The organism is Staphylococcus sp. 11-B-312, from assembly GCF_016743055.1.
Lineage (GTDB): Bacteria > Bacillota > Bacilli > Staphylococcales > Staphylococcaceae > Staphylococcus > Staphylococcus ureilyticus.
Genome location: NZ_CP068241.1, coordinates 177,576 through 197,691, shown reverse-complemented (window position 1 = coordinate 197,691; position 20,116 = coordinate 177,576). Strand labels below are relative to the sequence as shown.

Genomic DNA, 20,116 nt, shown 5'->3' with positions numbered 1-20,116 from the left:
TCTTTTATTTCATACCCAAACTCCTGAACCTGTGAAACTCACTCTAATAATAAATGTTAGTTTCCTGATAAAAAGACCAAATTCAAACGAAAAGAGCCCACACAAAGTTAGTTTTTAATCACTACTTTTTGTGGGCATTTTTAAAAATTTAATTATTCAAAATTTAACTTAAATTGAAATTGGATATGCTTGTCGTTTAATTGGTATATTTCACTTAATTCTGGTCCACAACTATTGGATCCTATACCACTTTGACCATAATCGATATATATATAAGTCTCTTCTTCTACTAATTGGTCTTCATGTATCGTGTGTGTAAGTTGTTCCAATGAGTAATGTGTCGTATTAAAACTGAATGGTTGATCACTGGTTACTTTAATTTGATGTTCATCATTAGAAACCTTCGCATATGTGGTCCCATTATGACTACCTGATTCTTGTGGCTTAATATGATTACCACCATTTTGTGTGACTGTTGTATCGAAGTAGTCTAAATACGTTGCTACACCTTTATCAGAATAACTACTGAATGGGCCATTGCCATAGTATTTCACCGCTTCAAATGTATGCGGTAATGTTATCTCTAAGCCAAATCTAGGCAGAAACGGCCCTGCAATATCTTTCTCCAAATCATATGTTACATCTATTGAACCATCGCTTTGAACAGTCCACGTCATTTCTCCTTGTAAAATAGGAGGAACCACATCATGAACAATCACTATTTCGAAATTAATACTGACTGCATTGTTATTTTCTTCAACTTTATAATTTTGTACACGTGTATAAGCTTCCGCATAACCCATATATTCCCAATCTTTTCTAACATTAATATCATTATCTATAGGTGCACGCCAAATCTTATTTTTTGTAGGATGATTGACTATGGTATGGCCTTCGTAAACAACAGAAATCAAACTACCATTTTCTTTATTAAAGGTATAAGCATAACCGTTTGCTAACACTATTAGAGAATGACTATTTTCTTTATAACTGACTGGCCCTTCCTGTACGTCTAATTCGTGTTGGTTAGTAGATTGACGTTGATAGACGATTTGATCTTGTCCTAATTCAAAATTAATGTGACGTAAAGGCTCTTCATTTTTCAATTTATAGCGTAATAGTATATCGCTTAATTCAGCTATTTTAATATGATTGCTTAAATCTATATCTTGTGTACTATGTGGTTCAAAATTATCAACCGTAATATCAAACGATGTTTTATCACCGTTTAAAAATGTTGCTGTAGCTTCGATAGTTAAATAATTTTCTACATGACTGAAATCTAGTTGATTACGTAATTTTAATATACCGTTCGCTTCTTCTATTACTCTAACAGGTCTGTGTTCATGTTTAAATTCATAGTAACCTTCATGTGGTGTACGATCAGGGAAAACGATGCCATCCACACAGAAATTCCCATCATGAAGTTCTTCTCCAAAGTCCCCGCCATATCTAAAAATAGGCTTACCATTTTGTTGACCAACTTGAATACCATGGTCACACCATTCCCATACAAAACCACCAATAAAACTATCATATTGTTCCACTAGCATTTGATATGCATGTAAATCACCTGGTGAATTTCCCATAGCATGTGCATATTCACAAAGTATAAATGGTTTATCTAAATCAGGGTCTGTAAGATACTTTTGTTCAACTTCTTCTGGTGATGCATACATTCTACTTATCATTTCCACATTGGATAAATCATATGATTTTGATTTATCTCTATGGAATGTTCCCTCATAATGAATAGGACGTGTGTCATCTAATGTTTTTACTCGTGACATAGCTGTTACCATATTCACACCAAATCCTGACTCGTTTCCCATAGACCAGGAAACAATAGAGCTGTAATTTTTAAATGGAATGATGGACGCTTCAATACGTTCTACAATTGGTTTTTCATATTGCGGATTATCTGTAATAAGATTAAAATAATCTGTATTTTCTTCGCCATAAAGCCTCACTACACCATGCGTTTCTAAATCTGCTTCACTCATTACATAAAATCCATATTGATCAGCAAGTTCATAAAACAAAGGCGACTTAGGATAATGTGCTGTACGAATAGCGTTAAAGTTACCTTGCTTCATTAGTGTTAAATCTTTCATAAATTGTGCTTCACTCATTACATATCCTGTTTGAGGATCGCTATCATGATAATTGGTTCCACGAAATTTAATTGATTGACCATTGATATAAAACTGATTATCTTGTATACGTATTTCTCTAATTCCTACTTTTTGAGTAATTACCTCTGATTTCGTAGTAAGCGTAATAGTATAAAGTGTTGGTTTTTCTGTTGACCACAATTGTGGTGTTTCAATTATAAAACGATGGCGGTTTGAAATTTCCGCTTCCTGCAACAACGCACCATCAGGACCATATAATTGTGCCTGTACACTATCCAAGCCCTGTTTATCTTCTAATTTTACGTCGACTATCCCTTGGTTTTGCAATTCATTAACACGTGTTTCAATTCTAAAATCATTAATTCGTGATTTCGCACGTTTTAAAATATAAACATCTCTGAAAATACCTGAATGGCGAAACATGTCTTGATCTTCAAAATAAGTACCATCCGAATATTTTAAAACAAGTACTTGAATCGTATTAGTTCCTGAATGTACATAGCTGGTGATATCAAATTCAGAAATTGAATGTGATATCTGACTATAACCAACAAATTGATCATTAATCCATAGATAAAATGCACTATCGACACCTTCAAAATTCAAATGATAATCACTTTTTTCGTCGTATTCAGTCACTTCAAATGAACGGATATAACATCCACAGGGATTAGATTTGGGTACATACGGTGGATCAAATGGAATTGGATATTGTGTGTTTAAATATTGTATTTGGTCATATCCATGTATATTCCAAACTGATGGTACTGGAATAATCTGTGACTTATCTATTTCAAGACTACTTGAGTAATCTTCTATTGAATTAAAATATTTAAAATACCAGTTTCCATTTAATAATGTGACATTATTAGTCTGATATCGCGTTTCTAGGCGGTAAGCAGACTCCTTTAGTTGATAAGGAATATAAAATGCACGTCGTGGCAAAGTGTTTACATGTTGAATATCTATATTTTCGTGAAATTGTTGCTCTAACATAAAAAGTTCCCCCTTATTTACTCATACGTTCTCTATGCTCTTTTTGACGTTTGTATTGTAGAGTTTTTTCAATATCTGTTAAAAAATCACCTTTTAAATGGAAGGCTTTATGATATAAAAATGCAGCTAAGATGACGAAAATAATTGGCAACACAATAATAAGTATGCGTAATCCATTGATGGTTAGTGCTGTTTGTTCTTCATTGGGTGTGTAGCCAAATATTGATAAACCTACACCTACAATTAATGCAGCTACTGCTTGTGAAGTTTTCGTTAAAAATGTGTTTGTAGAAGTAATGACGCTTTCGTTACGTTGGCCAAATTTCACTTCTCCGTAATCAATAACATCTGCCAAAGATACTGTTGTAATACCAATCATAAATCCAGAACCAATGCGTAATAACCCTGCTCCCACAATAACGGTAATAACACTTTGTGGTACGATAAAACCTGAAATCAAAATAAATAGCAAGCCTATGATTATAAGTGATATTGCTGTATTAAAAGCCTTTGTTCTACCTACCCACTTGATAAAACGTGGCAAAGTAAGTAAACCAATCATCTCGCAAAGAATCATTGCATTAAAAATAGCAAATAAATGTTCTGCATTAACTACATATTTAAAGTAATAAATGATTGAGCCATTCAGCGTTTGTAAGCAAAGGTTAAAGGTAAGCAATACTCCCATAATTGCTAAGAGCTCTTTATTTTTAAATAAAATTCTACCAATATCTTTAAATTGTACTTTAATGCCTGTTTGTTGTTCCATTTCTTTATCTTCAGGTACTTTCCATACAGTGACACCTATTGTAAAAATAAAAACCATACTGCAAATAACCGCAAAAACAAAAATACCTACTGAATCACTACCTTTACCAAAAATATCCCCTAGTTTATGTATAAAAAATAAACCAAATGTACCTACTGTAAAGGCAGCTAAACTTGCAAAAAATCTCGGTATTACTGATACTTCTTCACGTTCTCTTGGATTATGTGTTAAATTTGGAAGCCAAGACCAATATGGAATATCCATCATCGTATAAGTCATACCCCAAGCAATATAGATAATCGATACATAGATATACATTGCCGTTTGTGGTAAATCTAAATTTGTGAATAATAAAATCGTTACAATTGCATTTATGATTGTCCCAATCACTAACCAAGTTTTAAATTTACCAAAGTTATTTCTTGTATTATCAACGATGACTCCCATGATAGGATCATTTATCGCATCCCAAATTCGTGCAACAAATAACATTACACCGACAAACGCTGGACTCAAACCAACAATATCAGTAATGTAAAACATCAAAAATACGCCAACAATATTAAATATGGCATCCTTTCCAATAGCACCAAATCCAAATGAAAATTTTTGTATACCGGTCAAATGTCTGTCCATTTTCTTCACCTCTGAATTTATACAATTTAAAACGCTTTCATAATTGTTACTACTATTTTATCAACAGCGTATGCCAACTATGAATAGCATAATGATGACGATATATGGCAAAATGTTGCATTTCATAATTAAATTGTGTTTATATAAATTAAAGATTATTTATTTTAAGAGGTATGTTGGATGCAAATATTATGGAAAAAATTTCAAAAAAAGCATATTGATGCTAATTTAATAGAATGTGGTATTGAAATTGGTGTACCAAATGTTGGCTATAAATATACAGTAATAAGGGACGCTGTTTTGCATATTGTGACGAATGGAGAGGGCGTATTTATATATAATGGTAAAACACATACTTTAAAAGAAGGTGACATGTTTTTATTAGAGAAAGGTATGGATGTAGAATATAAACCTTCTTTTTCTAACCCATGGACGTATTACTGGATTGGCATAAGCGGAAAACAGATTTTAGATTACTTACAACGTTGCTACATTGTAGATCAACATGTTATTACAAATAAAGAAACATCTAGCATAAGACACATTATTCAACAAATATGCGACTTTTCTAAATCTATTGAAACAAATAATTCCAAAGATATTTTAATTATGCAGCACTTATATAGTTTAGTTTATCAATTACAAGAACAATTTCCTAAAGCATTTTCTGTTAATGTTGATATCATTAATGTAGATATTCAAAGAGCTGTTGCTTACATCAACTCAAACTATCAAAAAGACATTATGATTGTAGATGTAGCAAATCACGTCAATGTGACACGAAGTCATCTATTTAGACTATTCAAGAAAAACTTAAATTGTTCTCCAAAAGCATATTTAACTTATATCCGAATGTATCATGCTTCTCAATTATTAATCCATAGTAATACTTTAATAAATGAAATAGCACTTCAAGTTGGTTATAAAGACCCGCTTCTATTTTCTAAAACTTTTACAAAACATTTTAAAGTTAGCGCTACTGAATATCGTAACCAATTTTCTAACAGATAAATCTTAGCTCAACCACAAAAATGATCACTTTAACACATTCATTTCAACAGAAAAGCACAGCCACATATCGATGAAATAACTGATCACATATTTTTATTCCACGTTTTATAAATTCAACCATTACCTATTAAAAAAGCTCTAAAACGATTCATTAAAAATCGTTTTAGAGCGATGGTGTATTATATTTTATAAACTTCTGTTTTAAAAATTTAAGACGGAACTTCTGTACGTTTTGTACTGTGTTTTCTAATTATAGCTGCAATCAGTGCAGAAATAGCACCAAAAATCATGAATCCGATAAACATCCACATCGTTGTATCTAATTGAATGCTGCCATGTAAATATAAAATTTCTCTTAATGAGTTTGCATAATGTGCAAATGGATTCCAATCGACAATATATTTTTGATAAAAATCAGGCAACATTTGTTTTGGCAATGTTACTAATTGCATGCTGAAAAACATTAATAAGAAAAAGATTGGAACAGACTTCAAGCCTAACCAAGTCATCGTACCGAGAATAAGTCCGACAAATCCCATGATTGCTAATGCGATAAATATAGCAGTTGTATTAGGCGCATTGAAATTAAAGTCTAATACTAGTTTCATAAAATACACATACGTGAAAGCTCCTACAAATGCTGTAACAATTGTCATGGCAATTTGTCCTAATGATGCAATAATACGATGTTGTATCGCTATGTTATTACTTGTTCTAAATGCAAAGAATAGTAATACAGAAATAATAATAGAACCCATCCAAACAGGCATAAACATTAAGAATGGACCATTGCCACCTGCTTGATGACTACCGATTTTATTTACTTTTTCACTATCCACTTTAACTGGGTGCGTTAAACTTTGAATATCTGATGCTTTTAAATCAATGTTTTGTTTCTCTAAAATATCTAAGCTTTGTTTAGTAATTTGTTGGTTCATGTTATCACCCATGCCTTTTAAAACTTGGGAAGACATTTGTGAAACTTGCGCGCCTGCACCATCATTAATAAATGTTTTAAAGCTTGCTTTTTGAGGTTTTATTTGTTGATTCTCGCCAGATTGTGACATTTTTTCTTGCATCATTTTAGCTTGTGCTGCTGGTATTTCTCCAGATTGAACTTTATCTTGCATTTCTTCTTTTTTAGAATCCATCACAACTTTTTGTGTTTTGCTTAAAGCATTTTTTGAAAAATCTTTTTCTATAACAGCTGCTCCAAAATATTTTTGTTCTTGCATCCCTTGTTTTAAATCTTTTTCATTATCAACTTGAATCCATTTTATTTTATTTGAATTACTATCTAGCAATTTATCTTCTAAATTTTTACCTATATTAATATTTTTACCTTGCATATCAACACCTTTATCGTTGTTAACAATTGCAATTGGAATATCTTTGGGTTTAGGGTTAAATGCTGGATAAAAAGCGACTGAAAATATTACAAATATTAGAATAGCTGCAATCGGTGCAAGCCATAATAATTTATTTTTAAAAATATTCATTTTTAATTCCCTCCTATTTAACGAACACAGTGTTGAATATTTATCACATTGTCTATTATAATAATTAGTAAGTAATATACAATATGCAATTATGTTCAAGACGTTCTTTAATGAACACTTTTAAGATAAATGTCTATTAAATAAAAAGGAGATTCAATATATGGCTGAAGACAGACGTGTTAGAAAAACACAAAATGCTATTAAACATGCATTTATACAATTATTAAATGAAAAAGACCTAGATAAAATAACGATTAGTGATATTACACACAAAGCTGATATTAATCGCGGTACTTTTTATCTCCATTATGAAGATAAATATATGCTATTAAATAAAATGGAAAATGATTATATTGAAGACTTGTCTAATACATTAAGCACAAAAGATAAATTTTATGTAGGCATGGATGCAGAAGCATTTGCTCGTATTTTTACTGAAGAAAAATTAAAAAAAATCATCCTCCATATCGATACAAACTTTGAATTCTATAAAACCATATTTATGTTAGAAAGAAGAAGCCAATTAGAAACAAAAATAAATCAAGTCATGTATGAAAATATGAAAAAACATTTAGTTACAAAAGATACGGTTGATGGCATTCCACTAGACTATTTTCACAGTTATGTAGCAGGTGCATCTATTTCTTTCATTAAATATTGGGTGAAAGATAATCGGAAAATTGATCCACAAACTTTAGTAGAAAGTTTATTTAAAATTGTATTTTATGGGCCACTGCGTTTAATGGCAAAAGAACAATATAATATAAGCGAACAATAATATCTTTAATCTTGCAGTGTGGACAAGAATAACATTTTTCTATCAGTGTAATGTCCACTACTGCAAAATGAGTTGAATGTCTATATTTCACAATATCAAGCAAAAACATCAGCTTAAAAGTAAGAAATATATTCAATCCAACTCTTTTTTCTTGTTTCTTTTTGTCGTTGCATGTTAACACATGATTATTGAACGCTCTTCTATATGTAATAATAGCATTATTGTATCCAAACCCATGCTTTTCTTAAACTCAACAAATATTTACTACTTTCACTTATTCCCTTCTAAAATCCAACAAATTTATATCATTTTCTTATTTTTAACGATATTCTCTTCTATAACATATTAGATAATGCTAATATGTTATATATTAAGTTTTACTAATATGAGGTGTTCAAAATGAATAGTAATGATTTTACATTACAGGCACGTTTTTTACGTGGGCTTTCTAATAAAGTTAGATTAACTATTTTAGAATTATTAAAGGTCTCCGAAATGACTGTTAACGAAATTGTTTCAAGCTCAAAAATGAGCCAATCTAGTATTTCTCAACACTTATCTTGTCTAAAAGAATGTGGCTTAGTGACTGCTAGACAAGACGGTAAATATATTTATTACCAAATTAAAAATCCATATATTTTAGAATTATTGAGTTTGGTAGATCATATTGTAGAAGAAACAAAAGATGATATTATCACTTGTAAATACCATAATAACTTAAGAATGGATGATGCTGATGAATAAATCATCTGATGTTTGTTGCACTAACACTTGTCAAAATGCGAACAATGAAAAAGTGTCAAAAGATATAAAAAACGCTACTGACACATTACAGAAAGTTACTTTTCAAGTTAATGGTATCGATTGTAGTTCTTGTGCCACAACGATAGAAAAAGCACTCGTACCCTTAGATGCTGTTTACAATCCAAAAGTTAACTTCGCTACTGGTAAATTAACAGCCGAAGTGAGTACTGCAAATACGACAAACCAAATTATAAAAACTGTGGAAAAACTAGGTTATGATATTCAAAACACTCAACCACAATCAACACAAAACACAATATTTATAATCAAAGGCATGGACTGTGGAAATTGTGCTAAAACCGTTGAAAAACATGTTTTGAACCTTCCCTATGTAAAAGATGCACAAGTTAACTTTTCTACAGGTAAACTTCAAGCCAATATCGATGGCCAAAATGAAAAAAATATTATAAAAGAAGTCGCTAAGATTGGCTATACTGCCACTTTACAAAACAATAAAAAAGATGAGGAACAGAAATTAAGATTATTTACCAAACCAATCATTTCTGCCATATTTATAATACTCGGGCTATTAATGTCAATAACATCTCTACCAATTGGATTTTCTTACATTTTATATACAATTGCCATATTGGTTAGCGGCATGAAACCATTTAAAAGTGCGTTTTATTCATTAAAATCCAAAAGTTTGGATATGAACGTCTTAATGACAGTTGCAGTTATTGGCGCTATGCTGATCGGCGAGTTTTTCGAAGGTGCTATTGTTATTTTCCTATTCACAATTGGTACTTTGTTACAAACAATTTCGATAGACAAAACAAGAAATTCCATTCAATCACTTATGGAATTAACGCCCAAAACAGCCAACTTATATACTAAAGAAGGTATTATATCTAAAGATTTACATGAGATTCACGTTGGCGATATTATTCTTGTAAAGCCTGGAGAACGCATACCATTAGACGGCACTATTACTGAGGGAACATCTAGCTTAAATCAATCACCTATTACCGGAGAATCTATACCTGTTGATAAAACAACGAATGATGACGTTTATGCTGGTTCTATTAATGAAAATGGTACATTGAAAATCAAAGTTACTACATTAGTAGCAGATACTACACTTTCAAAAATCATTAATATGGTAGAAGCAGCACAAGCAAACAAAGCACCTGCACAAGCATTTATAGACAAGTTTTCAGAAATTTATACACCTGTTGCTTTTGTATTAGCACTATTAGTAATGGCCATACCACCTATGTTTACATTAGGTTCCTGGGGTGAATGGTTCTATAAAGGACTAGAATTACTTGTTATCGCTTGTCCATGTGCGTTGGTCATTTCAACGCCTGTTGCTATAGTGACAGCGATTGGCAATGCGGCAAAAAATGGTGTACTTATTAAAGGTGGTAATTACTTAGAAGCATTAGGTTCTTTAAATGCATTAGCATTTGATAAAACAGGTACACTCACTGAAGGAAAACCTAAGGTAACAGCTGTTAAACATATGGAAAGTGATGAACAAACACTATTACAGCTTGCACTTAGCTTGGAAGCTTATTCAACACATCCTATAAGTAAAGCTATTGTGGACCACACCGCTAAATTAAATATTTCACCCAAACATGTTAAAGATTTTGAAAATATAACTGGTAAAGGCATCAAAGGTAAAATAGATAATCAAATCGTTTATGCAGGAAATCAAAGTTTGATTGAGTCCATTAATCCCAAAATAAAATCACATGCATCACTGTTTAGCCATTATGAAAAACAAGGTTACACAATCATTATCATATCCTCAACGACAACATTATATGGTTTGATCACGATTGAAGATCCACTAAGAGAAAATATAAAATCAACTATTCATCAGTTGCAGAAATACAACATTAAAAATACAGTTATGTTAACTGGCGATAATCAAGAGACCGCCAACAAAATTGCAAATCTTGCAGGTATTCGTGAAACTTATGCAAAATTAATGCCTAAAGATAAATTATCAGCAATTGAAGATTTACAAAAACGTGGTTATCGTGTTGGTATGATTGGTGATGGTATCAATGATGCACCTGCACTTGCCCAAAGTGATGTAGGAATTGCAATGGGAGGCGTCGGATCTGATACTGCAATGCAAACAGCAAATATTGTTTTGATGTCAGATAACTTACAGCAACTTCCAAAATCTATCTCTATTAGTAAAAAAGCCAAAACAATTATCAAGCAAAATATTTACTTCTCAGTGATTATTAAACTGATTGCTTTCATATTAGTATTTCCTGGGTTATTAACTTTATGGTTAGCTGTCCTCAGCGATACTGGCGCTGCTATCCTAGTTATTTTAAATTCATTGAGATTATTAAATTTAAAAAAGATAAACAATAAGCGAGCACAGTTCAAGTGCTCGCTTTTTATAATTTTTATATTTATATAAACTTTTTTACTACTAAAATATTATCTCAACGAATGGAGCGTCATTATAGTTTCATAAAATACACACTTCAATACACGCCATGAATACACAAAAAATGCTGGGACTTTCTATCGTCTCAGCATTTTATCTTATACGATGCAACTACACGGTATTATTTTGTTTGGCGATCAATATCTAATGCAGTTGTATATTTCGGCTTTTCTTTTCTAAATAGATATTCACCATTACGTATCGAAGCAAGACAGTCAACACGTCGACGTTGTGCTTCAAATACATTTGGTGCGTCCAACACGATAAAGTTCGCTGGCTTACCTTCCGATAATCCATAATCCTCATCTAAATGCATTAATTTTGCACCGTTATAAGTAATTAAGTCGAAATTGCGTGGGAAATCTTCTTCTCGCATTAATTGTGTCGCATGCAAGCCATTATCTAAGATATTCATTAAATTGCCCGACCCTGCTGGGTACCATAAATCGACGATTGAGTCTTGACCAAAAGCCACATTAATATCATTATCTACAAACTCTTTAACACGTGTTAAACCTCTTCTTTTTGGATAACTATCTTGCCTACCTTGTAAATATAAATTTTCGGTTGGACAAGAGACAAAGTTTAAACCTGATTGACGAAATAGACCCATCATTCGAAATGCATAAGCATCATCTGCTGAACCAAATGAGCAAGTATGTGAAGCTGTCGTAGCATTTCCATAACCTTGTTTCATCACTTCAGCATTTAATATTTCTAAGAAACGTGCTTGTACATCATCTGTTTCATCACAGTGTACATCAATTAATTTATTATATTGGATCGCAAGTCTAACGATTTCTTTAATTGATTTCGTTCCTTCTTCTGGGCTCCATTCGTTATGTGGAATACCACCGACACAATCTGCACCTAATTTTAAGGCTTCTTCAGTTAAATCACGACCCGTTTTACCTTGCGCTTCAAAAGCGTACATACCATTTTGAGGAAACGCCACAACCTGAATTGTAATATTATCTTTCAATTCATCCCTTACTTCAAGTGCTGCTTTAATGCCCGTTAAATTGGGGTCAGTACAATCCGTCTGAGCACGTATATATTGTGTACCATAGCTTGCAACGTCTTTGACTGCTTGACGCATACGTGATTTCATCTCTTCTTTTGTAGTGCCTTTTTTATAATCATTCCATAAATCAATTGCTTCAAATAACGTCCCAGATGTGTTTTTGATTTGAGTGTCTTGTCCTGTAAAATAATAATCTAGATGAAGATGCGCATCTACATATGGTGGCAAGACCAAAGCGCCTCCTAAATCAATTACTTCATCCGCTTCACCAAGGTTCTTTCCAAATGTTTTAAACTTACCGTTTTCCACTAAAATTTCTGAAGCTTCATCATACTTATAAATTGATGCATTAATGAATTTTTTACGCATTCATAAAACCTCCTATACACTTCTACCATAAGCCTTAATACATGTATAAGCAATGATTACCCAGTGAATATGTTTGCAATGAATACCAACTTAATAGATTGAACTTAATTAACAACAAAAAATCTGCTGACACACGTCACACAATCGTGGTATCAGCAGATAAATTGAATGATTTAATTAGAAATATACAGATTATATTTGTGATATTTTATGCGCATCTTTGCTAAACAAATTTTTGAAAAATGCAGTAAATTTATTGTCTTCTTTTTTAACTGTAGCATCTACTTGGGGGGCATGCGAACCTTTCATAAATTGACGCTTATATGCCACATATACCTTGCCTTCTTTATTCACATTAAACTTTAAATGATCCATTTTTTTAGGAACTACATCATATAAATCCTGCTTAACTTGGTACGTTTTTCCGTTAATTTCGTGTTCGCCTTCACTTAATACTTTTCGGTATTCATATTTTTTAAATTGTTTATTAATAAGCGCATTGGCAATTTTATGGCGTTCATTTTTAGCTTTCATACTTGGATATGGCTTCACGTTGAGAATCGCTTCATTGAGACGTAAACCATTGCGTTTACCTGTTAACGCTAAACTATAACCTTCATCGCTTGTTCCAGTTTTCAATCCATCTGCACCTTTTAATTCAAATCGTTGTCCCTTTAAAGAAAGATTTTTTGTTTTTAAATTTGTTCCAAATTGTTTATCTGTCGTTTTAGAACTATATTTTAATATTTTAGGATGATCTTTTAATAAATGTTGCATTAGAATGGTCATATCATCTGCAGTAGTTTGTGTTTTACGTTCTTTTTGATATTGCTTGGGTGCATATTGTTGCAAAAGATGGTTGTCAGCACCTGTAGGATTCACAAAACGCGTATGATTCATACCGAGTTTTTTTGCCTTGTGGTTCATTTCATCTGTAAATTTTGATGTTGAACCACTCACCTTTTCCCCTAGAATTAGTGTCGCTGCATTGCTCGACTCTAAAGTAATTTGTCTAAGAAATTGATTAATAGAGTATGACTTTCCTCTCTCTAAAGGAACACTAGCCAAATCAGGTAATACAGACATTTTTTCATAATCAGAAGTGATTTTTATTTTGTCTGTAGGTTTTATATCTCCGTTTTCGATTGCATCCAATGTCAAATACATCGTCATCATTTTAGTCAACGAAGCCGGATCCGTTACTTTTTCATCTTTATCTTGATATAAAATTTGACCTGTTTGTGCTGTCACACTAACACTTTCTGGTTTATATTGTGTACTTTGCTTAGAACTCGGTGATTTTTCTGTTTCAGCAGTTATTGTCGTTGTTGGTGCAATAACAGTTAAAGTGAGCAACCAACTTAGCATCACCACACTTAATTTCTTAAACAATGATGACCATTCCTCTCTAAAAATTTATATTAACTAATCAAGCACATTTCGAATTTGATCTTATTTTTTTGGATATAGATCTAAGTACTCTTCTAATGTTTCATTACTTTTATATAATTTTTTAGCTGTATCTTTTCCAACATACCTGATATGCCACGGTTCATATTGGTATCCCGTAATATGTGTTTTATTCTTGGGATATCTGATGATAAAACCGTACTTGTAAGCATTGTCTTTGAGCCACTGACCTTCCTCGGTCTTACCAAAAGAAGTTTTAAAGTTGTTGTCTGTATTCTCAGAAACAATGTCGTATGTCAGTCCAGTTTGATGTTCAGAATGTCCTGGTTTCGCACTATATTTATTGGCTGCCTTTTCTCCATCTCTTTGAACATATTGGTCAAATAACTGTTCTTGACTTTGATAACTTCTGAAACCACTAGCGTTTGATAATTGAAATCCTTGTTTATTACCATCATTTAAAAGTTTCTGTAATGCATGACGTGATTTTTTATTTTCTCCAGGATTAAAATGTTCTGGTAACGAAATATCTTTGTTCACAATTAAAATATCATCAATATACGTTACACCATGCTTCACTTCTTTGTGATGCTTATTTTCACTATTGCTACTTTGCTGTTTTTCATGATTTTTACTGTCTTTATGCTCAGCTTCATTTTCTTGAGCAGAACATCCAACTAAGACTAAACACAACATGATAATCAATAATTTAAATTTATTCATTGTTACTCCTTTTTAAAAAGTATAATCAAAACAAATATTGACGAACAATAAAATAGTTTAAAAAACAATTGCAATTAACATTAATATAACACGCTGTATATAAGAGACAAGTATTTTATTCAATTTATTAATATTTTAAATCACAACGACCAACCTTCAAATGAATAATAACAAAATAAAAACAGTGTCACTGCTTTGATTAAGCAATGACAACTGTTTTTTCGTATATGTTTTATTTTGTAAAATATGCAGCAGAAACATACTGATTAATATATGATAAAGAGAGACGGAAAAAATTTTATTATTTAGTATACCCGATGTCTTGAAATAGTTTTTTATAATTTTCTACAGCTTTATCATGACTAAGTTCGGGTCTAGTCTGTACGTTATTAAATGGCTCATCGATGATTTTAGCCATACAGTTAGCAAACGCTTTAATATTATCTGGCTCAACGAGATAACCATTCACACCATGATTTATAATCTCTGACGGTCCATATCTCACATCATAAGCAATTACTGGACAACCAACTTCGATACTCTCCATGACAGTTAAACCAAATCCTTCAAATTTACTTGTTAAAAGTGAGGCTTTTGATTGTTGAAATTCTCTCAAAGGATTATTCGTAAAAGCGTTGATTTCTACTTGATCCTGAATGCCAAACTGCTCAATTAAATCCAACAACACTTTTTTCTGTCCATCTTCATCCATACCAAATATGGATAATTTCGTATCATAGCCATAATCTAAAAATTGCTTATACGCTTTAATTAAATGGTCTACTTGTTTTTGAAAACCTAATCTACCAATAAAAACAAAGCGATCTAACTTATTTTCGTTTGCAAGTGATTTATAAGTTTTAATCGAATGTGGTATTACTGTTAATTGTCTTTCATCTAGTGGTACTTGGCTAAAAATATCTTCTTTTTGCTTTTCAGTTAATATTAAATATTTTTCTACTTTTTCAGAATGATTGAGCGCAAATTTATATGAACCTTTCATTTGTTGTCCATTCAAATGACTATTATGAAAAACTAAAATATTTTTAGTCGCATGGGTTTGATTTAATAATGGTTCATCTAAAAGTCTAGCATCATTAAATACTACATCATCCTCATTGAACCGATGGTCGAAATAATATTTAAATAATGCTTTTTCACTATTAAAGGATAAGTAAGGTCTATCATCTTTATAAAGTTGGATATAATCTAAACTTTCTCGCTCTGTATTAAAAAATTTTTTACAGTATATAGCTCCGTATGTATCAAAATAAACTTCACATAATTTTGAAAAAGGTTTATGCGTGTAATAAATCTTTCTATGCAATTGACCAAATTCATTATATTCCCAACGTTCTAACCGTTTTTTACTAATAGATGACATAAAATCTTCAAGTTGAACTATATTGCTATTGTCATAATATTTTCTGTACAATACATAATTATTATTTTTGTAATATCTCATAACATTTCCATCTTTAAAACTTTTACTTTCCAACCCTTCGAGTTCCCGGTCCATCGTTTGATACTTTGGTTGCTTTTTAAATTTAGTCTTTGGCGTTTCTAATAGTTTGAAACCACTCAGCCAATCATATAAATTTTCAAATTCTGTGTGTTCTGTCACCTTTCCTTCATTTATAAACTTTTCATAAACAGATGGATAATTGGCATTATAATTCGTTGTTAAAATTTTACTTTTGATCCCCAATTCACTATCTATTAATTTTATTCGGCTTAGCAATGCTTTAGTTCTGCCTCCATGTACTGGTGGTAATGTGCTCGTTATTGTATAAATCATGATTTCCCCTCATTCTCATCCCTGAAGTCTATTATTGATATCATTTGCTTTAATAAATTTTAAAACTAATAATTTATATTGTGTATCTTACTTATTATTTACTATTTATTATAAACTAATATGTATTAAGTCAAGTCCAGACTCCTGTGTAAAATGCTATAGATTTATACAAACAAACTAATGCAAATGCAATCAAAGTTGAAGGTGCACATTTAATTGATTTTATAAAAAATTGTAATAACATTGGTCTACCAGTCGTTTCACATTTAGGACTTACACCACAAAGCGTTGGTATTACTGGGTACAAGATGCAAGCCAATACAAAAGAAACAGCACAGCAACTCATAAATGATGCTTACGCTGTACAACAAGCTGGCGCCATTATGCTCGTTTTAGAAGCTGTTCCGAGTGATTTAGCTGAACAAATCACCAAAAATTTAGACATCCCAGTGATTGGTATAGGAGCAGGTAAGGATACTGATGGACAAGTATTGGTTTATCATGATGTGCTGAACTATGAAGTGCCACACCAAGCTAAATTCGTCAAGCAATATGGAGACTTTTCCAGCGGCATAACAGCTTTAATGCAGTATCATAAAGAAGTCAAAAACGAAATATTTCCTGATGAATCACATACGTATAAAAAACAAATTATGGATGAGGTATCAGAATGACAACATTAATTACATCTATTCAAGAAATGAATAAACTAAGTGCAAATTTAATAGAAAATAATCAGTCCATCGGCTTTGTTCCAACCATGGGTGCTTTACACGAAGGCCATTTGGAAATGATGTCACAATCCGTAATGGAAAATGATGTTACAATCATCAGCATTTTTGTAAATCCACTACAGTTTGGACCAAATGAAGATTTTGATGCATATCCTAGGAATATAGACCAAGATAAAATTAAAGCAGCATCGGTTGGTGTAGACTATATCTTTTATCCTGAAGCAGAAGAGATGTACCCTGAAGAACCTACGATAAAGTTAAATGCTGGTAGGCTCGCCACTGTTTTAGAAGGTGCACAACGTCCTGGCCATTTCAATGGTGTCATCACAGTTGTTAACAAGTTATTTAACATTATTCGCCCACAACGTGCGTATTTCGGCAAAAAAGATGCACAGCAACTAGCTATCGTCGAAAAAATGGTCATGGATTTTAATCATCCAATAGACATCATTGGTGTTAATACAGTACGTGAATCTGATGGTCTCGCTAAAAGTTCACGCAACGTTTATTTGACGCATACAGAACGACAAGAAGCGCCTGCACTATATAAAAGCTTACAGTTAGCAAACGAACAATATCTTCAAGGAGAGCGTGATAGTGCCAAATTAATAGACACAGCTAAAACATATATTGAACAGCATACATCCGGTAACATAGAAACGGTAGCTATATATAGTTATCCAGAATTAGAAGCAATCACACACATTAAAGGGAAAATTTTCATTTCACTAGCTGTAAAATTCAGCAAAGCACGTTTAATAGATAATATGATTATCGGAGATTAATTGATTGAATGATAAGATTAATACTGTTTTTCTACAAAAAACCTCTTAATTACACGATATTGTGAATTAAGAGGTTTTATATATATTATAATTTAATTAAAACTTCTCCTGTGTCGACTGCACCGTCATGTGTTGTTTTAATCTCGTGTTCTCCAGAATTAGTTACGATAATCGGCGTAATGTCACTTTTTGCATGTGTTTTAATATAGTCTAAATCTACAGTCATAAGTGATTGACCTTTTACAATCGTGTCTCCAGAATCTACATGGACTGTAAAACCTTCTCCTTGCAATCCAACAGTTTCTAAACCAAAGTGTATTAACACTTCTACACCTGATTCAGATTTTAAACCTATCGCATGTTTGGTAGGGAAGACTAACTCTACTGTGCCATCAAACGGTGCCACAACCTCTCCATTATCTGGATAAATCGCAAGACCATCACCCATTAATTTATCACTAAATACTTGGTCTGGTACTTCATCCAACGGTACTGTACGACCTTTAAGTGGTGCATAAATCGTTTCACCTTCAACTGTAACTGATTCATTCATCGCTTCACCTTCAATCGTTGTCTCTTCTGGTTTTGTGATATTACCAGCGATAATTTGTGCCATATCATGCTTAATTTGATCTGATTTCGGCCCAAAAATCGCCTGCATATTATTGCCTACTTCTAGTACGCCTGAAGCACCTAGTTGTTTCAAACTTTCAACATCTACTTGAGATTTTTCATTAACTTCTACTCTTAAACGTGTAATACATGCGTCAAGATGTTTAATATTTTCTTTTCCACCCATTGCATCTAAAACTTTAAATGGTAACTCACTTACTGATACAGAATTATTTTGCATTTCTTTATCTTCTCTACCAGGCGTTTTATAATTTAATTTTTTGATAATAAATCTAAATATAAAGTAATAAAGTATTGCATAGACTATGCCTACTGGAATAACAAGCCACCAAGCTGTCTTATTAGGTAAGATGTTCAACAGTAAGAAATCAATAAATCCACCTGAGAAAGTATAGCCTAAATGTACATTCAATAAGTACATAATTAAGAAGCCAAAACCGTCTAGCACTGCATGAATAAAGAACAAGAGCGGTGCTACAAATAAGAACGAAAATTCTAACGGTTCTGTTATACCTGTAAGAAATGATGTTAAGGCACCTGATAACATCAGACCACCAACCACTTTACGATTTTCTTTCTTTGCCGAATGATAAATTGCTAGAGCAGCAGCAGGTAGTCCAAACATCATTACCGGAAATTCCCCACCCATAAATTTACCAGCTGTCAGTGGTACGTTTTCAGTGATTTGAGCAATAAAAATTCGCTGGTCTCCATGAATAATTTGTCCAGCCGCATTTTTAAAACTTCCAAATTCAAACCAGAACGGTGCATGGAAAATATGATGTAAACCAAATGGTATTAACAAACGTTTAATAAAGCCAAATAAGAATACGGCTATACCTGTATTAGATTCTAAGAGACCTTCACTGAATGCATTTAAACCATATTGAATGGTTGGCCAAATCCACGCCATCGGAAATGCAAGAATGAAAGAACACGTTGCCATCATAATCGGTACAAATCGTTTACCAGCGAAAAATCCTAAATAACTTGGCAATGAAATATTATAGAATTTGTTATAACACCATGCAGCCAACGCCCCAATGATAATCCCTCCAAACACACCTGTCTGTAAGGTAGGTATGCCTAGTACATTTGCATAACCACTAGCAGCATCACTGACATTATCTGATGTAATACCTAAAAATGCACCCATGGTTTTGTTCATAATCATAAACCCTACAAATGCAGCAATCGCAGCAACACCATCTCCGCCAGCTAAACCGATAGCCACACCTAATGCAAAAATCATAGGTAAATTATCGAAAATGACAACCCCTGCGCCTTCCATCATTTGAGCAACATGTTGAAATCCATCTGCTTTAATAAATGGGAGATAAGATTGTAAAACGTCTCCTTGTAAAACTGTCCCAAAAGCTAATAACAAACCAGCTGCTGGTAGAATGGCCACAGGTAACATCAAAGCCTTACCTATACGTTGAAGCTGACCAAAAAATTTCTTCCACATAATATATCCTCCATTTTCAAGAAACTATGTAACGTTCATGTACAAAACATAATATATTATAAGTCTCTATATTTTTGCGTCAAAACAAGGTCAAAGGCACAAAAAAAGGCATGAGTAAATAAACT

Annotated in this window: 13 protein-coding genes and 1 pseudogene; 6 read left to right on the top strand and 8 right to left on the bottom strand. The window is 32.3% G+C overall.

The features are described 5' to 3' along the window. Nucleotides 1–152: 152 nt before the first annotated feature. Together JG554_RS00885 and melB are read right to left on the bottom strand one after the other, a co-directional pair. Complete coding sequence (locus tag JG554_RS00885; protein WP_070038825.1) at nucleotides 153–3,131, bottom strand: glycoside hydrolase family 2 TIM barrel-domain containing protein; 2,979 nt, start codon at nucleotides 3,129–3,131, stop codon at nucleotides 153–155. 13 nt (nucleotides 3,132–3,144) lie between these two features. Beyond that, the gene (gene melB / locus JG554_RS00880) at nucleotides 3,145–4,536 is read right to left on the bottom strand and encodes a melibiose:sodium transporter MelB (protein ID WP_046206928.1); all 1,392 of its coding nucleotides are present in this window, start codon (nucleotides 4,534–4,536) and stop codon (nucleotides 3,145–3,147) included. 180 nt (nucleotides 4,537–4,716) lie between these two features. Here melB and JG554_RS00875 point away from each other — a divergent pair, with 180 nt between their 5' ends. Continuing rightward, entirely contained in the window at nucleotides 4,717–5,547 is an 831-nt protein-coding gene (locus JG554_RS00875) for an AraC family transcriptional regulator (protein WP_046206927.1), read from the top strand. Nucleotides 5,548–5,756: 209 nt separating this feature from the next. On the opposite strand, the gene JG554_RS00870 is transcribed toward JG554_RS00875, so the two are convergent. Further along, a complete protein-coding gene (locus JG554_RS00870) occupies nucleotides 5,757–7,046 on the bottom strand; it encodes a YhgE/Pip domain-containing protein (protein WP_070038823.1) in 1,290 nt (429 codons plus the stop codon). A gap of 160 nt (nucleotides 7,047–7,206) precedes the next feature. Here JG554_RS00870 and JG554_RS00865 point away from each other — a divergent pair, with 160 nt between their 5' ends. The 3 genes from JG554_RS00865 (at nucleotide 7,207) to JG554_RS00855 (ending at nucleotide 11,017) form a co-directional block, all read left to right on the top strand. Then, complete coding sequence (locus JG554_RS00865; protein WP_064209913.1) at nucleotides 7,207–7,824, top strand: TetR/AcrR family transcriptional regulator; 618 nt, start codon at nucleotides 7,207–7,209, stop codon at nucleotides 7,822–7,824. Between the two features lie 399 nt (nucleotides 7,825–8,223). Beyond that, entirely contained in the window at nucleotides 8,224–8,568 is a 345-nt protein-coding gene (locus JG554_RS00860; RefSeq protein ID WP_046206924.1) for an ArsR/SmtB family transcription factor, read from the top strand. Further along, nucleotides 8,561–11,017 carry a heavy metal translocating P-type ATPase gene (locus JG554_RS00855; protein ID WP_203265341.1) on the top strand — a complete coding sequence of 819 codons (2,457 nt, stop codon included), beginning with the start codon at nucleotides 8,561–8,563 and terminating at the stop codon, nucleotides 11,015–11,017. The genes JG554_RS00860 and JG554_RS00855 overlap by 8 nt, the downstream gene beginning before the upstream one ends. Nucleotides 11,018–11,168: 151 nt before the next feature. Here the strand turns inward: JG554_RS00855 and JG554_RS00850 are convergent, their stop codons facing one another. The 4 genes from JG554_RS00850 to JG554_RS00835 all read right to left on the bottom strand — a co-directional run bounded on the left by JG554_RS00850 (nucleotide 11,169) and on the right by JG554_RS00835 (nucleotide 16,371). Continuing rightward, on the bottom strand, nucleotides 11,169–12,440 hold the full coding sequence (locus tag JG554_RS00850) for an amidohydrolase family protein (protein ID WP_046206918.1): 1,272 nt from the start codon (nucleotides 12,438–12,440) through the stop codon (nucleotides 11,169–11,171). Nucleotides 12,441–12,632: 192 nt separating this feature from the next. Then, on the bottom strand, nucleotides 12,633–13,832 hold the full coding sequence (gene pbp4 / locus JG554_RS00845; RefSeq protein ID WP_070038818.1) for a penicillin-binding protein PBP4: 1,200 nt from the start codon (nucleotides 13,830–13,832) through the stop codon (nucleotides 12,633–12,635). A gap of 60 nt (nucleotides 13,833–13,892) precedes the next feature. Further along, nucleotides 13,893–14,573, bottom strand: coding sequence for a M15 family metallopeptidase (locus tag JG554_RS00840; protein WP_070038815.1), 681 nt, complete (start codon nucleotides 14,571–14,573; stop codon nucleotides 13,893–13,895). Between the two features lie 301 nt (nucleotides 14,574–14,874). After that, nucleotides 14,875–16,371: a glycosyltransferase gene (locus tag JG554_RS00835; protein ID WP_107360146.1), complete on the bottom strand. Its 1,497-nt coding sequence runs from the start codon at nucleotides 16,369–16,371 to the stop codon at nucleotides 14,875–14,877. Between the two features lie 155 nt (nucleotides 16,372–16,526). On the opposite strand from JG554_RS00835, the pseudogene JG554_RS00830 reads away from it, so the two are divergent. Then, nucleotides 16,527–17,045, top strand: a pseudogene (locus JG554_RS00830) (3-methyl-2-oxobutanoate hydroxymethyltransferase); the annotation flags it as partial. Next, entirely contained in the window at nucleotides 17,042–17,890 is an 849-nt protein-coding gene (gene panC, locus JG554_RS00825) for a pantoate--beta-alanine ligase (RefSeq protein WP_070038809.1), read from the top strand. The pseudogene JG554_RS00830 and the gene panC, both read left to right, overlap by 4 nt. A gap of 85 nt (nucleotides 17,891–17,975) precedes the next feature. Here the strand turns inward: panC and ptsG are convergent, their stop codons facing one another. After that, nucleotides 17,976–19,991 carry a glucose-specific PTS transporter subunit IIBC gene (ptsG, locus tag JG554_RS00820; RefSeq protein ID WP_070038806.1) on the bottom strand — a complete coding sequence of 672 codons (2,016 nt, stop codon included), beginning with the start codon at nucleotides 19,989–19,991 and terminating at the stop codon, nucleotides 17,976–17,978. Nucleotides 19,992–20,116: the final 125 nt, after the last annotated feature.

Bases quoted from the DNA above. Each gene is read 5' to 3' on its own strand.
- JG554_RS00865 (WP_064209913.1), top strand. From the start codon at position 7,207: ATGGCTGAAGACAGACGTGTTAGAAAAACACAAAATGCTATTAAACAT.
- JG554_RS00870 (WP_070038823.1), bottom strand. From the start codon at position 7,046: ATGAATATTTTTAAAAATAAATTATTATGGCTTGCACCGATTGCAGCT.
- ptsG (WP_070038806.1), bottom strand. From the start codon at position 19,991: ATGTGGAAGAAATTTTTTGGTCAGCTTCAACGTATAGGTAAGGCTTTG.
- JG554_RS00835 (WP_107360146.1), bottom strand. From the start codon at position 16,371: ATGATTTATACAATAACGAGCACATTACCACCAGTACATGGAGGCAGA.
- JG554_RS00855 (WP_203265341.1), top strand. From the start codon at position 8,561: ATGAATAAATCATCTGATGTTTGTTGCACTAACACTTGTCAAAATGCG.
- JG554_RS00875 (WP_046206927.1), top strand. From the start codon at position 4,717: ATGCAAATATTATGGAAAAAATTTCAAAAAAAGCATATTGATGCTAAT.
- JG554_RS00850 (WP_046206918.1), bottom strand. From the start codon at position 12,440: ATGCGTAAAAAATTCATTAATGCATCAATTTATAAGTATGATGAAGCT.
- JG554_RS00860 (WP_046206924.1), top strand. From the start codon at position 8,224: ATGAATAGTAATGATTTTACATTACAGGCACGTTTTTTACGTGGGCTT.
- JG554_RS00840 (WP_070038815.1), bottom strand. From the start codon at position 14,573: ATGAATAAATTTAAATTATTGATTATCATGTTGTGTTTAGTCTTAGTT.
- panC (WP_070038809.1), top strand. From the start codon at position 17,042: ATGACAACATTAATTACATCTATTCAAGAAATGAATAAACTAAGTGCA.
- melB (WP_046206928.1), bottom strand. From the start codon at position 4,536: ATGGACAGACATTTGACCGGTATACAAAAATTTTCATTTGGATTTGGT.
- JG554_RS00885 (WP_070038825.1), bottom strand. From the start codon at position 3,131: ATGTTAGAGCAACAATTTCACGAAAATATAGATATTCAACATGTAAAC.